This window comes from Streptomyces collinus, assembly GCF_031348265.1.
Taxonomy (GTDB): domain Bacteria; phylum Actinomycetota; class Actinomycetes; order Streptomycetales; family Streptomycetaceae; genus Streptomyces; species Streptomyces collinus.
Genome location: NZ_CP133771.1, coordinates 6,758,388 through 6,779,651, shown reverse-complemented (window position 1 = coordinate 6,779,651; position 21,264 = coordinate 6,758,388). Strand labels below are relative to the sequence as shown.

At 70.3% G+C, this 21,264-nt stretch carries 15 protein-coding genes and 1 pseudogene; 10 read left to right on the top strand and 6 right to left on the bottom strand.

From position 1 onward, the window contains the following. Positions 1-27 precede the first annotated feature (27 nt). The 3 genes from RFN52_RS30805 to RFN52_RS30795 are packed head-to-tail and all read right to left on the bottom strand — an operon-like array spanning position 28 to position 3,582. Positions 28-1,683, bottom strand: coding sequence for an ABC transporter substrate-binding protein (locus RFN52_RS30805; RefSeq protein WP_184851038.1), 1,656 nt, complete (start codon positions 1,681-1,683; stop codon positions 28-30). A 40-nt stretch (positions 1,684-1,723) separates the two neighbouring features. Next, positions 1,724-2,596, bottom strand: coding sequence for a carbohydrate ABC transporter permease (locus tag RFN52_RS30800; RefSeq protein ID WP_184851036.1), 873 nt, complete (start codon positions 2,594-2,596; stop codon positions 1,724-1,726). Next, positions 2,590-3,582 (bottom strand): ABC transporter permease, encoded by a 993-nt coding sequence (locus RFN52_RS30795; RefSeq protein ID WP_184851034.1) that lies wholly within the window; start codon positions 3,580-3,582, stop codon positions 2,590-2,592. Before RFN52_RS30795 ends, RFN52_RS30800 begins: the two co-directional genes overlap by 7 nt. A gap of 232 nt (positions 3,583-3,814) precedes the next feature. Between RFN52_RS30795 and RFN52_RS30790 the strand changes: the two genes are divergently transcribed. Next, positions 3,815-4,813 (top strand): acetylxylan esterase, encoded by a 999-nt coding sequence (locus RFN52_RS30790; protein WP_184851032.1) that lies wholly within the window; start codon positions 3,815-3,817, stop codon positions 4,811-4,813. 121 nt (positions 4,814-4,934) lie between these two features. Here the strand turns inward: RFN52_RS30790 and RFN52_RS30785 are convergent, their stop codons facing one another. Next, complete coding sequence (locus RFN52_RS30785; RefSeq protein ID WP_184851030.1) at positions 4,935-5,345, bottom strand: MmpS family transport accessory protein; 411 nt, start codon at positions 5,343-5,345, stop codon at positions 4,935-4,937. A gap of 508 nt (positions 5,346-5,853) precedes the next feature. Between RFN52_RS30785 and RFN52_RS30780 the strand changes: the two genes are divergently transcribed. The 6 genes and pseudogenes from RFN52_RS30780 (at position 5,854) to RFN52_RS30755 (ending at position 14,972) form a co-directional block, all read left to right on the top strand. Further along, positions 5,854-6,912, top strand: a complete 1,059-nt coding sequence (locus tag RFN52_RS30780) for a lytic polysaccharide monooxygenase auxiliary activity family 9 protein (protein ID WP_184851028.1) — start codon at positions 5,854-5,856, stop codon at positions 6,910-6,912. Between the two features lie 358 nt (positions 6,913-7,270). Further along, positions 7,271-9,832 (top strand): annotated as a pseudogene (locus RFN52_RS30775) (SpoIIE family protein phosphatase); the annotation flags it as partial. Positions 9,833-10,347: 515 nt separating this feature from the next. Beyond that, positions 10,348-11,430 (top strand): substrate-binding domain-containing protein, encoded by a 1,083-nt coding sequence (locus RFN52_RS30770; protein ID WP_184851026.1) that lies wholly within the window; start codon positions 10,348-10,350, stop codon positions 11,428-11,430. A 15-nt stretch (positions 11,431-11,445) separates the two neighbouring features. Beyond that, positions 11,446-12,225, top strand: coding sequence for an ATP-binding cassette domain-containing protein (locus tag RFN52_RS30765; protein ID WP_184851024.1), 780 nt, complete (start codon positions 11,446-11,448; stop codon positions 12,223-12,225). Beyond that, positions 12,222-13,517, top strand: coding sequence for a sugar ABC transporter permease (locus RFN52_RS30760; protein ID WP_184851022.1), 1,296 nt, complete (start codon positions 12,222-12,224; stop codon positions 13,515-13,517). Before RFN52_RS30765 ends, RFN52_RS30760 begins: the two co-directional genes overlap by 4 nt. A gap of 99 nt (positions 13,518-13,616) precedes the next feature. Further along, positions 13,617-14,972 (top strand): ABC transporter substrate-binding protein, encoded by a 1,356-nt coding sequence (locus tag RFN52_RS30755; RefSeq protein ID WP_184851020.1) that lies wholly within the window; start codon positions 13,617-13,619, stop codon positions 14,970-14,972. A gap of 81 nt (positions 14,973-15,053) precedes the next feature. Here the strand turns inward: RFN52_RS30755 and acnA are convergent, their stop codons facing one another. Further along, complete coding sequence (gene acnA / locus RFN52_RS30750; protein ID WP_184851018.1) at positions 15,054-17,771, bottom strand: aconitate hydratase AcnA; 2,718 nt, start codon at positions 17,769-17,771, stop codon at positions 15,054-15,056. A 276-nt stretch (positions 17,772-18,047) separates the two neighbouring features. Here acnA and RFN52_RS30745 point away from each other — a divergent pair, with 276 nt between their 5' ends. The 3 genes from RFN52_RS30745 to RFN52_RS30735 all read left to right on the top strand — a co-directional run bounded on the left by RFN52_RS30745 (position 18,048) and on the right by RFN52_RS30735 (position 20,460). After that, on the top strand, positions 18,048-18,248 hold the full coding sequence (locus RFN52_RS30745; protein WP_184851016.1) for a DUF4236 domain-containing protein: 201 nt from the start codon (positions 18,048-18,050) through the stop codon (positions 18,246-18,248). Between the two features lie 84 nt (positions 18,249-18,332). Beyond that, positions 18,333-19,862, top strand: a complete 1,530-nt coding sequence (locus RFN52_RS30740; protein ID WP_184851014.1) for a helix-turn-helix domain-containing protein — start codon at positions 18,333-18,335, stop codon at positions 19,860-19,862. Between the two features lie 52 nt (positions 19,863-19,914). Beyond that, complete coding sequence (locus tag RFN52_RS30735; protein ID WP_184851012.1) at positions 19,915-20,460, top strand: DUF488 domain-containing protein; 546 nt, start codon at positions 19,915-19,917, stop codon at positions 20,458-20,460. A 4-nt stretch (positions 20,461-20,464) separates the two neighbouring features. Here RFN52_RS30735 and RFN52_RS30730 read toward each other — a convergent pair whose 3' ends face one another. Further along, positions 20,465-21,115 carry a hypothetical protein gene (locus tag RFN52_RS30730; protein ID WP_184851010.1) on the bottom strand — a complete coding sequence of 217 codons (651 nt, stop codon included), beginning with the start codon at positions 21,113-21,115 and terminating at the stop codon, positions 20,465-20,467. Between the last annotated feature and the right edge of the window lie 149 nt (positions 21,116-21,264).

Below are 21,264 nucleotides of genomic sequence, written 5' to 3'. Positions count from 1 at the left end.
CCCGCCGGGGCGAGTCGGGGACGCGGATCACCCGTTCTCCTTCCGGAAGCGCTCGTACGCCTTGTTGTGCAGGTCGACGAGCTGCTGCATGTTCTTCGCCTTCAGCTCGCCGAGGTAGGCGTCCCACTGGGACAGCGGGCGCTTGCCGAGGACGAACCGGAGGGTGTTCTGGATGACGGTGTCCTTCAGCGGCGTGTCCCAGAGGGTCGCCTGTTCCTGCTCGAACGACTGGAGCGGGTGGGCGGGGTCGACGGGCAGTTGCTCGCGCCGGGCCATGGCGGCCTGGAACTTCTGCTCGTCCGGGCTGAACATGGAGGAGACGAGTTCCCAGCTGCCGCCGTAGGCGAAGACGCCGTTGTAGAAGCCGTAGTCCTTCTGCATGTCCTTCGGGGCGTCCGGGTCGGAGCCCATGAGGCTGATGCCGGGCTTCAGCCTGTAGCGGCTTCCGGAGCGGGTGTAGGTGACGCCCTCGACGCCCCAGCGGGCCAGTCGCTGGCCCTCGTCCGAATACCAGAGCCAGTCCACGAACTGCATCATGGCGACGAAGCTGTCACTCTTCAGCGCCTTGCTGGAGATCATCACACCGTTCTCCAGGCGACTGCCTCCCAGCACCACGGGCCCGGCCGGTCCGAGCGGCACCGGAACCATCTCGATCTTCGCGCCCTTGACCTGCTTGCCCAGGTTGTACCGGTACTCCTGCACCAGCACCTGAGGGTTGGCGCTCATCGCGTACGACTTCTCGGCCAGGAGCTTCTGCACGGCCTGGTCGTCGGTCTGGCTGAAGCTCTCGGGGTCCATGAGCTTCTCGGCGACGAGCTTGCGCAGGTACTCGACCATCTCGCGGTAGGCGTCCTGCGCGCCGGTGAAGACGTACTTCTGGGCCTTGTGGTCGAAGCTGATGTTGTCGTAAGTCCAGCCGGCCCTGACACCGAAGGCCTGGCCGAGGTAGCTGAACAGGGCACCGCAGGGGAAGGGGGTGTTGGTGCTCCAGCGGTCGGAGAAGGGGTACTTGCCGGGGTACTCGTCCTTGAGTGCCTTGAGGACGTCGTACACCTCGTCCCACGTGGTGGGCAGGGTGAGGCCGTGCCGGTCGAGGACGTCCGTGCGGAAGGACAGCGAGTAGCCGGACTTGACCTTCTCGTGCAGGCCGGGCAGCAGGTAGTACTTGCCGTCGGACTGGCGGATGGAGTCGAGCTCGGGCTCCAGCCGCCACTTGCGTACCTTGTCCCGGAAGTTGGGCATCAGCTTGACGTAGTCGCTGACCGGCAGGACGGCGCCCGAGGAGACGAAGGCGACCTCGGAGGGGTGGTACGTCTTCGGGATGAGGAACGGGGCGTCGCCGGCCCCGATGAGGACGCTGCGCTTCTTCTCGTAGTCGGCGAGCGGGACGTCGACCGGCTTGAGGGTCACGCCGGTGCGCTCGGTGAGCTCCTTCCAGAACAGCCAGCCGTCCTTCATGGGGTAGACCGGATTGTTGTTGTGCAGCACCGAGAAGGACAGCGGCTCGGCGGCCTTGAACTGCTGTCCCGCCCGGTAGTCCTTCATGGCGCCGTCTCGCTTCTTCGACAGGTCCTTGCCGTCCCCGCCGTCGTCCCCGCTGCCACAGCCGGTGACCGTGGCGAGGCCGATGAAACCGGCGGCGGCGAGGATCTGGCGCCGCGAGAGCTGTCCTGCGTTCTGCACGGAGACTCCTTTGTTCCGTAGGCGAGTCGATGAGGCGGCGTCAGCCCTTGACCGCGCCGAGCATCACGCCCGAGACGAAGTAGCGCTGGACGAACGGGTACACGCAGAGGATCGGCAGGGCGGTGAGCACGATGGTCACGGACTGGATGTTCGCGCCGACCTGGCTGAGCTGCTCGGTGCCCGCGCCCGCGTTGCCGCCGCCCGTGGCGCCCTGGATGAGGTTGCGGAGGTAGACGGTGACCGGCATCAGATCGGTCCGGTCCATGTAGAGGAACGCGCTGAACCAGCTGTTCCAGAAGGACACCGAGTAGAAGAGCACCATCGTCGCCACGACCGCCTTGGACAGCGGCAGGACGATCCTGAGCAGGACGCCGTACGTGCTCAGGCCGTCGATCTGCGCGGCCTCCTCCAGTTCGGTCGGCAGGTTCTCGAAGAAGGCCTTCATCACCAGCAGGTTGAAGACGCTGATCGCGTTCGGCAGGGCGATCGCCCAGACGCTGTTCTTCAGGCCGAGGCTGGTGACCAGGATGTAGTTCGGGATGAGGCCGCCGGTGAAGAACATCGTGAACACGGCGATGCCGACCAGCACGCCACGGCCCTTGAGCTGCTTCTTCGACAGCACGTAGGCGTAGCACGTCGTCAGGACCATGGCCACGGCCGTCGCCACGACCGTGTAGAGCACGGTGTTGCCGTAGTTCCGCCAGAACATCGCGTCCTGGAACACGATCTTGTACGTGGTGAGGTTGAACCCCTTGGGCAGCAGGGCCACCTCACCGGCCCGGATCTGCCGCTCCCCGCTGAAGGACCGCGCGAGGATGGTGGCGAAGGGGTACAGGGTCACCAGCACGACGAGCGTGAGGACCACCCCGTTGACGCCCTGGAAGACCCGGTAGGAACGACTCGGCTTCACCACAGGCTCGTCCCCACTGTGCGACGCGAGAGCTGGTTGGCGGACGTGATGAGGACCAGGCCGATGACCGCCTCGAACAGTCCGATGGCGGCGGCGTAGCTGAAGCTGTTGGACTCCACACCGGCCCGGTAGACGTACGTCGAGATCACGTCGGCGGTCGGGTACGTCAGCGGGTTGTACAGCAGCAGGACCTTCTCGAACCCGACCGCCATGAACGTGCCGATGTTGAGGATCAGCAGCGTGACCATGGTGGGCCGGATGCCGGGCAGGGTGACGTGCCAGATCTGCTGCCATCGGTTGGCGCCGTCGATCCGTGCCGCCTCGTACAGGTCCTCGTCGATCGTGGTGAGCGCGGCGAGGTAGAGGATCGTGCCCCAGCCGGCCGTCTGCCAGATCTCCGAGCCCACGTAGATCGTGCGGAACCACTCGGGTTCCTGGATGAAGCGGACCGGCTCGTGGCCGAACCATCCGAGGAGATGGTTGACGGGGCCGTCACTGGCCAGCATCTGCATGGTGATGCCCGCGACGATCACGATCGACAGGAAGTGCGGCAGGTACGACACCGACTGTACGAACCGCTTCAGGGAGCGCCGGCGCACCTCGTTCAGCAGCAGGGCCAGCACGATCGGGACCGGGAAGCAGAACAGCAGTGTGAGCCCGCCGATCCACAGGGTGTTGCGGAACACCTGCCAGAAGGTGGGGTCGTTGAGGAACATCTGCACATAGCGCAGCCCCACCCACTCCTCGCCGAAGATCGACCCTCCGGGTTCGAAGCGCCGGAAGGCGATCACGTTGCCGATCATCGGCAAGTAGCGGAAGACCAGGAAGAACAGCAGCGGCAGGATCGCCAGCGAGTACAACTGCCAGTCGCGGCGCAGCGCCCGGCGCCAGCCGGTCCGGGCGGGTGTCCGTCGGCCGCGGCGGGGTGCGGCCCGGGCCGGAGGCTGGTCCTGGGTGCCCGGCGGGGCCGGTGTGGTGGACGTGCTCATTGCTCGGGCCTCCCGTGGGCATGGGACGCGGAACCGAAACTTTCGAGCTTCTACCGGTAACTTCGCGGCAACTTATGGGCACCAGAAAGCGCTGTCAATGGGTGCTGCCGGACTCGGACGGGACGCCTGAGGCGCGTTGGAACACCGTCGAAGCTGGGTAGACCCCTGGGGCCGACCGCCCGTTCCTCGTCGCAAGTTTCTGGATGACGACCGACTCCTGCGAGGTGCCGCCGTGCCAGCGTTCGACCTGCCCCTGACCGAACTGGAGCGCCACCGCCCGGACATCGAGGAGCCCGCCGACTTCGACGCGTTCTGGACGAGCACGCTGAAGGAGGCCGGGCAGACGGACGCTCTGGTGTCGGTGCGGCCGGTGGAGACGGGCCTGCGGCTGACGCGGACCTGGGACGTGACGTTTCGGGGGTTCGCGGGCGACCCGGTGCGGGCGTGGTTCAGCCGGCCTGCCGGGGCCGGCGAACTGCTGCCTGCCGTCGTCGAGTTCGCCGGGTACGGGCGCGGCCGGGGGCTCCCCCACGAACGCCTGACATGGGTCAACGCCGGGTACGCGCATCTGCTCATGGACAACCGCGGCCAGGGCGACCAGTACGGGTGCGGCGGTGACACGCCCGATCCCCACGCCGTCGCGCCGGGCGGGCCCGGGCCGGCGGTGCGCGGGCTGCTCTCCGCCGCGGACTACCACTACCGGCGCCTGATCACGGACGCGGTGCGGGCGGTCGCGGCCGTGCGGGGGCTGCCCGGCGTCGATCCGGCGCGGACCGTGGCCGTCGGCAACAGCCAGGGCGGGGGGCTGGCCCTGGCGGTGGCGGGGCTCGTCCCGGACCTGGCGGCCGTGCTGGTCACCGCCCCCCTCCTGTGCGGCAACCGCCGCGCGCTCGACCTCACCGACGCGGGCCCGTACGGCGAGATCGCCGCGTACCTGTCCGTCCACCGGGGCGCCGAGCACGCCGCCCATCGCACCCTGTCCTACGTCGAGGGCGTCTCCTTCGCCCGCCGCGCGCAGGCTCCGGCTCATTTCGGGGTGGGACTGCGGGACACGGTGTGCCCGCCGAGCGGGACGTACGCGGCCTTCAACCGGTACGCCGACCTGACGGGGACGGACCCGCGCAAGGAGATCCACGCGTATCCGTTCAACGGGCACGAGGGGGGTGACGCGGTACAGGTGCGGCGTCAACTGGGCTGGCTGGAGACGGTGTTGGGCGGCCGGCACGAGTGACCGTCGCAAGCGGCCGGCAGACCACCCGGACGCCACCTACGCCACCGACCGCGCCGGTTCAGCCGGCGCACAAGGAAGGCGCAGCCCGCGGGCTGCGCCTTTCCGTCGGTCCTGCCCCGGCTCAGCCCGTGATCGGGGACTCCGCGGTGCAGCCGCCGGCGGTCACCAGGCCGTCGGCGCTCTGCTCCTCCAGCACCTTGCCCTTGTGGATGATCTTGCAGGTGATCTGGGAACCCTCGGGGTCCGCGGCCACCGGCATGACCGCCGCGGGCATGATGCCGCGCAGCGTGACCGTCTTCTTCCACGGCAGCTCGGGCTTCGACACCGACTCGATCTTCGGCTCCATGGCCTTGCCACCGCCGCCGTGGAATTCGATCGAGTCGATGTTCTTCCCCGTGACCTCGTAGGTGACCTCGTAGGTCTCGTCCACGGCCTTGTCGACCTGGTCGACCGCCTCAGAGCAGGAGCTGAGGCCGAACGCGAGACCGGTGACTGCGACGGAGCAGACGGCTGCACGGATGGTGCGGTTCAAAGGATCCCCCCGGATCTTGATGGTCGATTCCGCAGCCAACCGCAAAGGGAAAGGAGAGTCAACTTCCTTTGTACGGCAGCCTCGTGGGCCGGACAAGGCGGCTGACGCCTCGTCACTCCGGCTTGCTCCGGCTCGCTCCGGCCTGCTCCGGCCCGCTCCGGCGCCTCGATCCAGTGAAGGCATGCGGAGTGGTCGACGTCCCATATGAGGCAGAGCCGCATCCTGACCACCGGTCTCCGGTCCTTGAATTCGGTGATGACGCTGCCGCCTCCCCGCCAAGAGAAATGAGGGCTCGCGTCGAGGCGCTTCGGCGGGGCCGTTTACATCTGAGCCGCCGGGCGCTAACTTCCGCAACAGGCGGGGTGGGAGCGCTCCCATAGCGGTGGACCGGAACCCGCCCTCGAGTGGCTCCCGCCCCGCGCACCGGCGCACATACATCCGCAGGTCCGTACCCCCACGAACGGACGGTGCTGTCATGATCCTGACAAGCAAGCCGGGAGGATCCACGATGCCCCGCTTATCACTCCCCGCCCGGACCCGAGCCCTCTTCCTCGTGCTGCTCTCCCTCCTCGTCACCGTCCCGGCCATCGGCCTGGTCATGACGGCCGGGGGCGAGGCGGAGGCCCACGGCACACCCATGAAGCCCGGCAGCCGCACGTTCCTGTGCTGGCAGGACGGGCTGACCGACACCGGTGAGATCAAGCCGGTGAACCCCGCGTGCCGGGGTGCGCAGCAGGTCAGCGGCACCACGCCGTTCTACAACTGGTTCTCGGTGCTGCGCTCGGACGGCGCCGGCCGCACCAAGGGCTTCGTGCCGGACGGCGAGCTGTGCAGCGGCGGCAACACCAACTTCACCGGGTTCAACACGCCCAGCAAGGACTGGCCGCTCACCCATCTCACCTCGGGCGCGACGGTCGACTTCTCCTACAACGCCTGGGCGGCGCACCCGGGCTGGTTCTACGTCTACATCACCAAGGACGGCTTCGACCCGACGAAGACGCTCACCTGGAACGACATGGAGGCCCAGCCCTTCCTCTCGGTCGACCACCCGCCGCTGAACGGCTCCCCGGGCACGGTCGAGGCCAACTACGCCTGGAAGGGCAAGCTCCCCGACAACAAGTCGGGCCGGCACATCATCTACATGGTCTGGCAGCGCTCCGACAGCCAGGAGACCTTCTACTCCTGCTCCGACGTCGTCTTCGACGGCGGCAACGGCGAGGTGACCGGCATCAAGGAGCCGGGCAACCCGACCGAGCCGGTGCCCGGCACCTGCACGGCCACCCGCAAGACCACGGGCACCTGGAACGGCGGCTACCAGTCCGAGGTGACGGTCACCAACACCGGCACGGTCCCGATGCTGGGCTGGATGGTCGACTGGAGGCTCCCGGCGGGCCAGAAGGTCGAGAGCCTGTGGAGCGGCAGCGCGACCTACAACGGCCAGGCGGTGATGGTCCACAACGCCAACTGGAACGGCTCCCTGGCCCCGGGCAAGAGCACGACATTCGGGTACGTCGTCTCCGGGCCCGGCGGTGACACCACGAGCGGCTTGCCCTGCCGGGTGGGCTGAGGGGTCGGACGGGGCGGGTCCGGTGACCGGGGAGTCCGGTGACCGGGCCCGTTGTGGCGATTCGCCAGGTCTCGGCGCGGGGCCGCCCCACGTTGAGCGAGCCCGCGTTTCGGGGTTGCGGGCGTGTGCTCGGAACCCGCCAGGCGTGCCGACCGAGCCGGTCCGGTCGCCCCATATGTCGTGGTTATCCAGGTGTGCGATTCTGTTGTGTGGGTGCCCTGCCGCTCATGAGCGGCGTGGATCCGCCATGGGAGGCGCGACCCCGCGCCGCCGGTCCCGTGCCCGCGTCGTCGTCGCCTGAGTTCCGGGGACTCCCACCTGCCGGTGGCTGCGGCATGGACGGGAGGTGGATGCGGACATGCCCCATTACGGCGATGCCCGGGCCGCGGTCCCCGGTCTTCGGGCACCGGGGAACGGGGGCACCGGTCCGCCTCGTCCCGCTCCGGAACCGGCCGCGCGAGCCCGCCTGCTGGCGTTCGCCGGCGTGGCGCTGGCGGCGGTGTACGTGCGCAGTGAGGACGGCGCGGAGCTCCGGCTGGTGGAGTCGGCAGGGGCCGAGTCCGAGCAGCGGTACCGGCTGCCGGGGCGGGTGGCGGTCTCGGCCGGTACCGCGGGCACGGGGGCGAGTGCCTCCCCCGGTCCGTCATCACCTGCCGCATCCCACGGCTCCCCCGCCCCGGTACCTCCGGGTGAGGCCGGTACCGGGGGCGGTTGCCCCGCCGTCGCCGAAGCGTATCAGCGGGGGCGGGCCGTCTGGCTCGCGAGTGTGACGCTCGGGCGTGAGGAAGGCGCGGCGGCCTCCGCCCCGCTCGGGGCGCTGCCGCTGGGGGCCGCGGGCGGGTGGCTGGGATGCCTGGTCGTGGTGGGCGAGGCCGGGGAGGGGCTCGGGGCCGAGCAGCAGGAGTTCCTGGAGCGGTACGCCGAGGCCGTCGCCGAGCGGCTGCGGGGCGAGGCGGACCGGTCGGCGCCCTCGCCACTGCTGGATTCGGCCCTGCGTGCCATGGGGGTCGGGTCCTTCGCCCTGTCGCCCGGCACCGGGCTGGTCGAGACGGACCCGGCGCTGCTCGAACTCGTCGGCATCCCCGAGGGCGGTTTCGACGGCAAGACCGACACGCTGCTCTCGTACAGCGTCCCGGAGGACGTCCCCGCGCTGATGTCGGTCATCGAGCCGTCCGCTCAGACCCCCGGCCGGCGTGAGCTGGAGTTCCGTATCCGCCGGCCCACCGGTGAGCTGTGCTGGCTGCGGCTGAACTGCCGGGTGCTGAAGGGGCCCGAGGGCACTCCGGAACGGGTGCTGGGCGTGGTGAGCGCGGCACCCGTGCTGCGCCGCAGCGCCAGCGACGTCGCCCGGATCCAGTGGCTGACGGCCGCGCTCGACGACGCCACGACCGTCCTGGACGTCAGCCGTGTGGTGGTCGCCGCGCTCCGCGAGCCGCTGGGTGCCGACCGGGTGGCGCTCGCCGAACTGCTGGAGGACCGGCTGGCGGTCACCGTGCTCGATCCGCCGGGTGCCGGTGCCTGGCCGGAGCTGTGGCGACGCGAGTGGCGCTCGGAGTGGCCCGACGCGCCGGTCACCGCGCTGCCCACGCTCCAGGCGGCACTGCGGGACGGCCGGGTGAGCCTGTGGCCGGCCGGTTCCGCGCTGGAACCGGGGCTCGCGGGGATCGGCCCCGGCGGGCTCGCGGTGCTGCCGCTGCCGGCCAAGAACGGTGTGGCCGGGGTCTGCCTGGTCGGCTGGGACACCCCGCACGAGTTCGCCCCCGAGGAGCGGGCCCTGCTGACCGCCACCGCGGGCCTGGTCGGGCAGGCCCTGAAGCGCGCCCACGCCTACGACGCCGAGCAGGAGCTCGCGACGATGCTCCAGCGCAGCCTGCTGCCGCGCCGGCTCCCCAAGCTGCCCGGGGGCACCGCCGTGGCCCGCTATCTGCCCGCCCGGCGCGGTCTCCAGGTGGGCGGCGACTGGTACGACGTGATCGCACTGTCGGAGAACAAGGTGGCGCTGGTCATCGGGGACGTGCAGGGGCACAGCGCCGGGGCCGCGACGATCATGGGCCAGATGCGTACGGCGGTCCGGGCCTACGCCGTGGAGGGGCATCCGCCGGACGTGGTCGTCGCGCACGCCAACCGGCTGCTCGTCGGCATGGAGACGGACCTCTTCGCCACCTGCTGCTATGTCGAGCTCGACATGGAGGAAGGGAACGCGCTGTTCGTGCGGGCCGGGCATCTGGCGCCGCTCGTGCGGCATCCCGACGGCGGCACCGCGGAGATCGCGGTCGAGGGCGGGCTCCCGCTGGGCGTCCTCGCGGACGCGGAGTTCCCTCTCACCGCCCTCGCGCTCGCCCCGGGCTCGGTGCTCGCGCTGGTCACGGACGGCCTGGTCGAGTCGGCCGATCTGCAGGTCGACGAGGGGATGCGGCTCGTCCGCCGGGCGCTCGCCGCCGCCGATCCCGCCGACCCGGGGCGGATGGCGGACGAGCTGCTCGGCGAGGCCGGACGCCGTGAGGACGACGTGGCGGTACTGCTGCTGCGCTACGACGGGATGCGGGTACGTCCCGTGCGGGCGGGCTGGGTGGTGTGGCGGCTGCCGGACGCGGTGATGCACGCCCGCAGGTTCAGTGCGCGCACGCTGCGTTCGTGGGGCATCGCGACCGAGGCCGACACCGTCCTGCTGGTGGTGTCGGAGCTGGTCACCAACGCGCTGGTGCACACCCAGGGCGCGGTCCGGGTGGAGCTGACCCTGGCGGCGGACCGGCTGCGGGTGGCCGTGAGCGACTCCTCGCCCCGGGCGCCGGCCAAGCCGGTGGTCGTGGACTGGGAGTCGACGGGCGGCCGTGGGCTCTTCCTGGTCGAGGCCGTGTCGGCCACCTGGGGTTCGGTGCCGGTGGGCGGCGGCAAGCAGGTCTGGAGCGAGATCGTCGTCACCCGTCCGGAAGGGGACACGGAACGCGGCGCGGAGCCGGACGAGGAACCGGAGGCCGAGCCGGAGGAGGAGCGGAAGCCGGGCCGCGGCTGGGGCCTGGGCCGGGACCGCAGCTGGGGCCTGGGCCGGAACCGGGACCGCGACCGCCGCAAGTCGCGCGGCCAGAGCCGGCACCGTGGCGAAGACCGGACGGCGGGCGGTCACGACGGCCGTGTCGCGGACCGCCATGACGACCATGCCGCCGGCCGCGAAAGCGACATCGACAGCGACAGCAGCCGCGCCACGAACCGCCACGACGACCACGCCACTGACCGCCAGGACACGCAGACGGCAGGCCGCCACGACGAGCAGGCGACAAGCCGCAAAGGCGAGCAGAGGGCAGGCCACAAGGGCGAGCGGGCGGCAAGCCGCAAAGGCGAGCAGGCCGTCGGCCTCGACCGGGCCATGGAACACATCGGCGACGGGGTCGCAGACACGCCCCCGCACCGGAACCGGCCCCCCGAGGGAGGTCCCTGATGCGTGGTCTCGCCCTGCGCGGCGCCGCCGTGCTGCTGGCGCTCCTCCTGGCCGTGTCCCTCGCCGGGTGCACCGACAGCGGCGGGGAGGGCGAGGGCGGGCTGACCGTCGGGCTGCTGTTGCCGAGCCGGGCCGTGCCCCGCTGGGAGAAGTCCGACAAGCCCCTGATCGAGAAGCGGCTGAAGGAGCTGTGCCCCGACTGCACGCTCGTGTACGCCAACGCCGAGAACGACGCGGCGAGCCAGCGGCAGCAGATGACCTCCATGATCACCCGGGGGGTCTCGGCGCTGATCCTGGACGTCGTCGACCCCAAGGCCCTGCGCTCCACGGTGCGCGCGGCGGAGCGCGAGGGCATTCCGGTCGTCGCCTACGACCGGCTCGCCGAGGGCCCGATCTCGGGTTTCGTCAGTTTCGACGGCGCGCAGGTCGGCAGACTCCAGGGCCAGACGCTCCTGGAGGGCATGGGGGCCAGGGCCGACGGCGGCGGTGTCGTCATGATGAACGGCGACCCGTCCAGCCCCAACGCCGCCTGGTACGAGGGCGGTTCCCTGGCCGTCCTGCGGAACCGGGTGCGGATCCTGAAGTCGTACGACACCATCGGGTGGCGTACGGAGAACGCGCACGACCACATGTCCGCCGCGATCAGCGCCCTCGGCCCGAGCCGGATCGAGGGGGTGCTCGCCGCCAACGACTCGATCGCGGCCGGTGTCATCTCGGCGCTGAAGAGCGCCCGTGTCGCGCCCCTGCCCCCGGTCACCGGCCAGGACGCCGACCTGGACGCGGTGCAGCGGATCGTCAAGGGCGAGCAGTACATGACCGTCTACAAGCCGTTCCGGCTGGAGACCGAGGCGGCCGCCGCGATGGCCGTGGCCCTGGCGCGCGGCAATGACGTCGACGCCCTGGTCACGGCGCAGGTGGACAGTCCCACGACCGAGGACGTCCCGGCGGTGCTGCTCGACCCGATCGCCGTGACCCGCGAGACCATCGGCCGGACGCTCGTCCGGGACGGTGTCTACACGATCGACCAGATCTGCACCCCGAAGCTCCGCCCGGACTGCGCCCGGGCCGGGCTCACCCGGTGAGCGAGGTGGTTCCCCGTGGCCCATCCCCCCGTCCTGGCGTTGCGCGGCATCACCAAGCGGTTCGGCGGCGTGCAGGCGCTCGTCGACGTCGACCTGCAGGTCCGGGCCGGTGAGGTCGTGGCCCTGGCGGGCGACAACGGAGCGGGCAAGTCCACGCTGGTCAAGGTGATCTCCGGGGTCAGCCCCGCCGACCGGGGCGTCATCGAGTGGGAGGGGCGTCTCGTGCAGATCAAACGCCCGCACGACGCCCACGCGCTCGGCATCGCGACCGTGTACCAGGACCTCGCCATGTGCGACAACCTGGACGTCGTCGGCAATCTCTTCCTCGGCCGCGAGATCGACCGGGTGGGCGTCCTCGACGAGGTCGAGATGGAGCGCCGTGCCCGTGATCTGATGCGCGCCCTGTCGATCCGCATCCCCGACGTGCGGGTGCCGGTCGCCGCGCTGTCGGCCGGGCAGCGGCAGGCCGTGGCGATCTCCCGCTCGCTCATGGGCGCGCCCAAGGTGCTGCTGCTGGACGAACCCACCGCGGCCCTCGGCGTCGAGCAGACCAGCCATCTGCTCGACCTCATCGAGGAGGTGCGCGACCGCGGTATGGCGATCATCCTCATCAGTCACAACATGGGCGACATCAAGGCCGTCGCGGACCGGGTGGCCGTGCTGCGGCTGGGACGCAACAACGGGCTGTTCGACGTGAGCACGGTGACCCAGGAGCAGATCATCTCCTCCGTCACGGGGGCGGCGGACAACGCCGTGGCCCACCGCACGAAGGGCGACGAGGAGGCGTGGCCGTGAGCCGCGGCGGGCCGCACCGGGACGGCGGACCGGCCGGGCCGGGCAGCGCCGGACCGGTCACCACCGGCCGCGGCCGGCGCACCCGCGGATGGCAGGACAACCTGCGGGAGTACGCCCTGGACGTCCGCGCCGGCGTGCGCGACGGGGAGCGGGGGCCGCTCCTGGTCATCGCCGGGCTCATCGTGATCTGGATCGTCTTCCAGGGGCTGGACGACAAGTTCCTCTCGCCGCGCAACCTGTCCAACCTCAGCGTGGACATCGTCGGGACCGGCCTGGTCGCCGTCGGCATCGTGTTCGTGCTGCTGATCCGGGAGATCGATCTGTCGGTCGGCTCGGTCAGCGGCCTGGCGGGGGCGGCGTTCGCCGTGCTGAACGTGAACCACGGGGTGCCGGAGTGGCTGGCGGTGATCGTGGCGGTGGCCGCGGGGACGGCCGTGGGCGCCTTCCACGGGGTCTTCCACGCCTGGCTCGGCGTGCCCGCGTTCGTGGTGACGCTGGCCGGGCTGCTGATCTGGAACGGCCTGACGCTCTACCTGCTGGGAGCCAGCGGCACGATCAACATCGACGAGGAGGGCTTGGTCGCCTCGCTGACCAGCCACCACTTCGGCGACGACCTGGCGGCGTACGCGGTCGCGGGGCTCGGCACGGCCGGGTACGTCCTGGCCGCCCGCCGCCGCCGGAGCCGGCACCGGGCGGCCGGGATGCCCTACCCGTCCGAGGGCGAGGTCTGGCTGCGCACGGGGCTCCTCGCGGTGGTGTCCTTCGCGGCGGCCGTCACCCTCAACCGGTTCCAGGGACTGCCGCTCGCCCTGCTGATCTTCCTGGTGGTCCTGGTCGTCTCGGACTACGTGCTGCGCCGCACCCGCTACGGGCGGCGGGTGTACGCGCTCGGCGGCGGGGTCGAGGCGGCCCGGCGGGCCGGCATCGGGGTGGAGCGGGTGCGGGTCGCGATGTTCATGGTGTCGGGGACGCTGGCCGCGGTCGGCGGGCTGTTCGTGGCGTCGGGGCTGACCTCGGCGAGCCCCACGACGGCGCGTGCCGCCGGTTCGGGGATGCTGCTGATCAACGCGATCGCGGCGGCCGTCATCGGCGGGACGAGTCTGTTCGGCGGGCGGGGCTCGCCCTGGTCGGTGCTGCTCGGTGTGGTGGTGATCCAGTCGATCGCCTCGGGCATGGGGCTGCTGGGCGTCCAGGACGCCGTGCAGTTCATGATCACCGGCGGGGTGCTGCTGGCCGCCGTCGCGGCCGACGCGCTGTCCAGACGCTCCCAGGCCAGACGCGGCCGGCCGTGACCGCCGGGCGCCCCGCAGTCGGCGCCCGGAAGTCGCCCATCAATCCGTTTCTTATGAAATGCCTAACAAATGGCAAAGGTGGGTAAGGGGCGAGATGTCATGAAACGCAGCCGCCTCACTCAGGCGGCCGTGGCCGTCGCGGTCGCCGCCGGTCTGGTCCTCGCCGGATGCGGTGACACCGATCTGCCAGGTGGCGAGGAGCAGGCCGACCTCAGTGTGCTCGCGACGGACGTGCCTCAGATCCAGACCTTGAAGAAGCTCACCAAGAAGCACTTCACGGCGGAGACCGGCATCACCGTCGACTACACGCTGCTGCCGGAGAACGAGGCACGGGAGGAGATGAACCGCGAGTTCGCGACCCAGGCCGGCAACCACGACGTGGCCAGCGTCAGCGCGTACGAGGTGCCGATCTACGCGGACAACGGATGGCTAGCCCCGCTGGACTCCTATGTGAAGGCCGACAAGGACTTCGACCAGGACGACGTCTTCCCGAACCTCGCGTCCTCGCTGACCGGGGAGGACGGCAAGCTCTACGCCGAGCCCTTCTACGGCGAGGGCTCCTTCCTGATGTACCGCAAGGACCTGTTCCGCAAGGACGGGCTGACGATGCCGCCGAACCCGACCTGGCAGCAGGTCGCCGACCTCGCCGCCCGGGTCGACGGAACCGACGGCGCGAGCGGCATCTGCCTGCGCGGTCTGCCCGGCTGGGGCCAGAACCTCGCCCCGATCAACACGGTCGTCAACACCTTCGGCGGCCACTGGTACGACATGGACTGGAACGCGCGCCTGACCTCACCGGAGTTCAAGAAGGCCGTCGGGTTCTACGTCGGCCTGCTCCGCTCCCACGGCCAGCCCGGCGCCGAGCGGATGGGTGTGCTGGAGATCCTGGACCGTTTCGTCCAGGGCAAGTGCGCCATGATGTACGACGCCACGTCGCTGGCCTCGTCGATCGAGGCCGACAGTTCCGCGGTCAAGGGCAAGGTCGGTTACGTCCCGGCCCCCCACGACCGGACCGAGAAGGCCGGCTGGCTGTGGACCTGGGCGTGGGGCATCCAGCAGGCGGCCGAGAACAAGGACGCCGCCTGGGAGTTCATCTCCTGGGCCTCCTCCAAGGAGTTCCAGGAACTGGTCGGCCGGGAGGTGGGCTGGACCTCGGCCCCCGCCGGGAACCGCATGTCGCTCTACGAGAAGCCCGAGTACCAACAGGCGGCCGCTGCCTGGTACCGGCAGGAGTTCACGGCGGCGACGGACTCCGCCGACCCGCAGAACCCGGGCGTCGGCCCCCGCCCCTACGACGGCATCGGCTTCCTGGGCATCCCCGAGTTCGCCGTGCTGGGGACAGCGGTCTCGGAGCAGATCGCCGCGGCCATCGCCGGGCGGCAGTCGGTGGACACGGCCTTGGAGAAGGCGCAGGACCTCGCCCAGGCCGCGGCGGCGAAGTACCGCGGCGAGTGACCCGCCCGCGCCGCGAGAACGGCGCGGGCCGCGCCCCCGGTCTCCCGGGAACGCGGCCCTCGAACTGCCGTGGCGGTCCGCTTACTTGCGGATCAGGCTGCGCAGCACGTACTGCATGATGCCGCCGTTGCGGTAGTAGTCCGCCTCGCCGGGGGTGTCGATGCGGACGACCGCGTCGAACTCGACGCCGGTGTCGGTGGTGACCTTCACCGTGCGCGGGGTGGTGCCGTTGTTGAGCTCCTCGACGCCGGTGAAGTCGAAGGTCTCCTCACCGGTGAGGCCGAGGGACGCGGCCGACATGCCCTCCGGGAACTGCAGCGGGAGCACGCCCATGCCGATGAGGTTCGAGCGGTGGATGCGCTCGTAGGACTCGGCGATGACGGCCTTGACGCCGAGGAGCGCGGTGCCCTTGGCGGCCCAGTCGCGGGACGAGCCGGAGCCGTACTCCTTGCCGGCCAGGACGACCAGCGGGATACCGGCGGCCTGGTAGTTCTGCGAGGCGTCGTAGATGAACGACACCGGCGCGTCGGCCTGGGTGAAGTCGCGGGTGTAGCCGCCCTCGGTGCCCGGCGCGATCTGGTTGCGCAGGCGGATGTTGGCGAACGTACCGCGGATCATGACCTCGTGGTTGCCGCGGCGCGAGCCGTAGCTGTTGAAGTCGCGGCGCTCGACGCCGTGCTCCGTGAGGTACTTGCCGGCCGGGGTGTCGGCCTTGATGGCACCGGCCGGGGAGATGTGGTCGGTGGTGACCGAGTCGCCCAGCTTGGCGAGCACGCGGGCGCCGGAGATGTTCTCGACCGGGGCCGGCTCGTGGGCCATGCCCTCGAAGTACGGGGGCTTGCGGACGTAGGTCGACTCGGCGTCCCACTCGAAGGTGTTACCGGTCGGGATCGGCAGCGCCTGCCACTGGGCGTCGCCCGCGAAGACGTCGCTGTAGGACTTGGAGAACATGTCCTCGCCGATGGCGTTGGCGACGACCTCGTTGACCTCGGCCTCGGTCGGCCAGATGTCCTTCAGGAAGACCGGGTTGCCGTCCTGGTCGGCGCCCAGGGCGTCCCGGGTGATGTCGACCTTCATGGAGCCGGCGAGCGCGTAGGCCACGACCAGCGGCGGGGACGCCAGGTAGTTCATCTTGACGTCGGGGTTGATACGGCCCTCGAAGTTCCGGTTGCCGGAGAGGACCGAGGTGACCGCGAGGTCGTGGTCGTTGACGGCCTTGGAGACCTCCTCCGGCAGCGGGCCGGAGTTGCCGATGCAGGTGGTGCAGCCGTAGCCGACGAGGTTGAAGCCGACCTTGTCGAGGTAGGGGGTCAGGCCCGCCTTCTCGAAGTAGTCGGTGACGACCTTGGAGCCCGGGGCGAGGGTGGTCTTGACCCACGGCTTGCGGGTCAGGCCCTTCTCCACCGCCTTCTTGGCCACCAGGGCGGCGGCGACCATGACGTACGGGTTGGAGGTGTTGGTGCAGGAGGTGATGGCCGCGACCGTCACCGCGCCGTGGTCGATCTCGTACGTCGTGCCGTCGGGGGCGGTCACGGTGACCGGGTTGGACGGGGCGCCGTTCGGGGCGACGGCCGGGGCGTCGGAGGCCGGGAAGGACTCCTGGCCGGCCTCGTCCACGGAGTCGACGTAGTTGCGTACGTCCGTCTTGAACTGCTCGGCGGCGTTCGCGAGGACGATGCGGTCCTGCGGGCGCTTCGGGCCGGCGATGGAGGGGACGACCGTCGCCAGGTCGAGCTCCAGCTTCTCGGAGAAGTCGGGCTCGGCGGCCGGGTCGAGCCAGAGGCCCTGCTCCTTGGCGTACGCCTCGACCAGCGCGAGCTGCTGCTCGCTGCGGCCGGTGAGCCGCATGTAGTTGATGGTCTCGTCGTCGATCGGGAAGATCGCGGCGGTGGAGCCGAACTCCGGCGACATGTTGCCGATGGTGGCGCGGTTGGCCAGCGAGGTGGCGGCGACGCCCTCGCCGTAGAACTCGACGAACTTGCCGACGACGCCGTGCTTGCGCAGCATCTCGGTGATCGTGAGGACGAGGTCGGTGGCGGTGGTGCCGGCCTGGAGCTCACCGGTCAGCTTGAAGCCGACGACGCGCGGGATGAGCATGGAGACCGGCTGGCCGAGCATGGCTGCCTCGGCCTCGATGCCGCCGACGCCCCAGCCGAGCACGCCGAGGCCGTTGACCATGGTGGTGTGCGAGTCGGTGCCGACCAGGGTGTCCGGGTAGGCCTTGCCGTCGCGGACCATCACGACACGGGCCAGGTGCTCGATGTTCACCTGGTGGACGATGCCGGTGCCGGGCGGGACGACCTTGAACTCGTCGAAGGCGGTCTGGCCCCAGCGCAGGAACTGGTAGCGCTCCTTGTTGCGGCCGTACTCCAGGTCGACGTTCTGCTTGAAGGCGTCGTTCGTGCCGAACTTGTCGGCGATGACGGAGTGGTCGATGACCAGCTCGGCCGGCGCCAGCGGGTTGATCTTCGCCGGGTCGCCGCCCAGCTCCTTGACGGCCTCACGCATGGTCGCGAGGTCCACGACACAGGGAACGCCGGTGAAGTCCTGCATGATCACGCGGGCCGGCGTGAACTGGATCTCCTGGCTGGGCTGGGCCTGCGAGTCCCATCCGCCGAGGGCACGGATGTGGTCGGCGGTGATGTTCGCGCCGTCCTCCGTGCGGAGCAGGTTCTCCAGCAGGACCTTGAGGCTGTAGGGCAGGCGAGCCGAGCCCTCCACCTTGTCCAGCCGGAAGATCTCGTACGACTCGTCGCCCACCTGCAGCGTGCTGCGGGCGTCGAAGCTGTTCGCCGACACGACAGTCTCCTTCATTGATGTGCGCGTACCACCACGATCCTGCCGCCACGGCATCTCGGCCGATCCGCTAAGGTAAGGCTAAGTTAGGTATGCCTTACCGAGGGTGGCGGCTTGCGGTGCTCTCTCGGCAGATATCTCGATGTCGAGATAACTCTAGTACACGAGCGCCGGATGGTCATGCCCCGGCGCCCACCCTGCGGTCATGCGCGCCCTTTTCCCGGGTATCCGAACCAGGTATCCGAACCGGATTCCCCGCACACGGAAGAGGAGACAGGCATGCCGCTCACGTTCCGCAAGAGTTTCCGGATCCTTCCGGGGGTGCGCCTGAACATCAACAAGCGCTCCTGGTCCATCACCACCGGCGGCGGAAAGAACGGCCCGCGCTACACCCGCAGCAGCACAGGACGTCGCACGACATCGATGGATCTGCCCGGACCTTTCGGGTGGCGGCGCACCACGAGGGCGCGCCGGCACTGAGGATGCCGGGCGGGATTGACGTCCCGTCACCCGTTCGGACCCCCCGGTCGGGTGTCATCTCATATCTGAGATAACCTCAACCTCATGGCAGACGACTACCTCGTACGCATCGGCAAGCTCATCCGTGACGCCCGGCAGCACCGAGGCTGGACGCAGTCGCAGCTTGCCGAGGCGCTCGGCACCAGCCAGAGCGCCGTCAACCGGATCGAGCGCGGCAACCAGAACATCAGCCTTGAGATGATCGCGCGCATCGGGGAGGCCCTCGACAGCGAGATCGTGTCGCTCGGTTACGCCGGTCCGATGCATCTGCGGGTGGTCGGCGGGCGCCGGCTGTCCGGTGCCATCGACGTGAAGACGAGCAAGAACGCGTGCGTGGCGCTGCTGTGCGCCTCACTGCTCAACGAGGGGCGCACGGTACTGCGCCGCGTCGCGCGCATCGAGGAGGTGTACCGCCTCCTGGAGGTGCTGGGCTCCATCGGCGTGCGCACCCGGTGGATCAACGACGGCGTCGACCTGGAGATCGTGCCGTCGGCCGAGCTGGACCTGGCGGCGATCGATGCGGACGCGGCCCGCCGCACCCGCTCCATCATCATGTTCCTCGGCCCGCTGCTGCACCGCATGGACCACTTCAAGCTGCCGTACGCCGGCGGCTGCGACCTCGGCACGCGCACCATCGAGCCGCACATGATCGCGCTGCGCCGCTTCGGCCTGGACATCGCCGCCACCGAGGGCCAGTACCACGCCCAGGTCGACCGTGCGATCAGCCCCGACCGCCCGATCGTCCTGACCGAGCGCGGCGACACGGTGACCGAGAACGCGCTGCTCGCCGCCGCCCGGCACGACGGCATCACCGTCATCCGCAACGCCTCGTCCAACTACATGGTCCAGGACCTCTGCTTCTTCCTGGAGGCCCTCGGCGTCAAGGTCGACGGCATCGGCACCACCACGCTCACCGTGCACGGCGTCCCGACCATCGACGTCGACGTGGACTACTCCCCCTCCGAGGACCCGGTCGAGGCGATGAGCCTGGTCGCGGCGGCCGTCGTCACCGAGTCGGAGCTGACGGTGCGCCGGGTGCCGATCGAGTTCCTGGAGATCGAGCTGGCGGTCCTGGAGGAGATGGGCCTCGACCACGACCGGACGCCCGAGTACTTCGCCGACAACGGCCGTACCCGGCTGGTGGACCTCACCGTCCGGCCCTCCAAGCTGGAGGCGCCGATCGACAAGATCCACCCCATGCCGTTCCCCGGCCTGAACATCGACAACGTCCCGTTCTTCGCGGCCATCGCGGCGGTCGCCCAGGGCCAGACCCTCATCCACGACTGGGTCTACGACAACCGCGCGATCTACCTGACCGACCTGAACCGCCTCGGCGGCCGGCTCCAGCTCCTCGACCCCCACCGCGTCCTGGTCGAGGGCCCGACCCGCTGGCGCGCCGCCGAGATGATGTGCCCGCCGGCGCTGCGCCCCGCGGTGGTCGTCCTGCTGGCGATGATGGCCGCCGAGGGCACGTCGGTGCTGCGCAACGTGTACGTCATCAACCGGGGTTACGAGGACCTGGCGGAACGGCTGAACTCGGTCGGGGCGCAGATCGAGACGTTCCGGGACATCTGACCGGAAGCGCGTCCTCAGGTGTGGGCCCGCCGGAACGGGAAAGTCCGCTCCTGTGGACGCGCTTCTGCTGACCTTCGGGCACAGCACCGCCGGCCGGGACCGGATCGGCGAGCTGCTGCACGGTGCCGGGGTGACGGCCGTCGTGGACGTGCGGACCGCTCCCGGCAGCCGGCGGGACCCCGACCTGCTGCGGGAGCGGCTCGCCGAGTGGATGCCGGCGGCCGGCATCACCTACCGGTGGGAACCCGCACTGGGAGGGTTCCGCCCCCTGCCCGCGGACAGTCCGGACGTGGTGTGGCGCAACGCGTCCTTCCGCGGCTACGCCGCCCACACCCGCTCCCCCGAGTTCGTCACCGCGATGGACCGCCTGCTGCACGAGGCCGCGGGCGCCCGCACGGCCGTGATGTGCAGCGAGGCGGTCTGGTGGCGCTGTCACCGCCGGCTGATCGCCGACTTCGCGGTACTGGCCCGCGGCGCACCGGCCCACCACCTCATGCACGACGGGCGTCTGAGTGCCCATTCGCCGACACCGGGAGCCCGTCTGCGCGCTGACGGGCTCCTCGTGTACGACGCCCCGGCCGAGCCGCCCCGGGGCTGAGCCGTCAGTACAGCTTGTTCACCGCCGTCACCGTCGTGGCCTTGAAGTCCGCCACTTGCGCGTGCTGGAAATTGCCCATCTGGCCCCAGCGGACGACCGTGACGGTCGTGCCGTCGCGGCCGACCGAGAAGAGGCCGATGTCGGAGGAGCCCCAGGCGGAGGCGGTGTGGATGCCGTAGACGTCGGCGCCCTCCTCGACGTTCAGCCGGCCGTAGTACTTCTGCGTCGCCGTGATGTCCGGGTCCTGCTGCATCAGCTTCTTCGCACAGCCGGCGAGGTCCTTGCGCAGCAGTGCCGCGAAGTTCTTCGCCCGCTGTTCGCTGCGCTCCACGACCGTGATCTGCTGGGCGTTCGTGTCGTACTCCGTCCAGTAGTCCCGGTGCGTGGTGATGGACGGCAGCGCGTCGCCCACGCAGACCGGCAGCGGGTCGGGCTGACCGGCGGTGACCGGACCGGCGTACCAGGGCGACGTCGGGTGCGGCGGCAGTTCGGCCGGCTCCAGGAAACGGGGCGTACCGGAGGCCGGTGCGGTGGCGGCGACGGCCGGGACGGCGGCTGCGGCCACACCGGCGACGGCCGCCAGCGCGGCCACGGTGGTGCGGATGCCTCGGTTCTGCCGCATTCCTCGGGCACGGATCTTCATGGTCTCCCCCATTGGTTCCCCCGGTTTTCCCGGTCGGCTGCCCGGGCTTCTGCCCTTGCCCCCAGTACGACCCGTCACCGGCCGCATGCGTTGCCCTGCCGGCCCGCTACGGGTCCGTCCCGAATGTCACCGGTCTGCTACCGGGAGCCGAGCCCCTCACC

Coding starts and splice junctions, on each gene's coding strand:
- RFN52_RS30795 (WP_184851034.1), bottom strand. CDS start 3,582: ATGAGCACGTCCACCACACCGGCCCCGCCGGGCACCCAGGACCAGCCT.
- RFN52_RS30780 (WP_184851028.1), top strand. CDS start 5,854: ATGCCCCGCTTATCACTCCCCGCCCGGACCCGAGCCCTCTTCCTCGTG.
- RFN52_RS30770 (WP_184851026.1), top strand. CDS start 10,348: ATGCGTGGTCTCGCCCTGCGCGGCGCCGCCGTGCTGCTGGCGCTCCTC.
- RFN52_RS30755 (WP_184851020.1), top strand. CDS start 13,617: ATGAAACGCAGCCGCCTCACTCAGGCGGCCGTGGCCGTCGCGGTCGCC.
- RFN52_RS30745 (WP_184851016.1), top strand. CDS start 18,048: ATGCCGCTCACGTTCCGCAAGAGTTTCCGGATCCTTCCGGGGGTGCGC.
- RFN52_RS30740 (WP_184851014.1), top strand. CDS start 18,333: ATGGCAGACGACTACCTCGTACGCATCGGCAAGCTCATCCGTGACGCC.
- RFN52_RS30730 (WP_184851010.1), bottom strand. CDS start 21,115: ATGGGGGAGACCATGAAGATCCGTGCCCGAGGAATGCGGCAGAACCGA.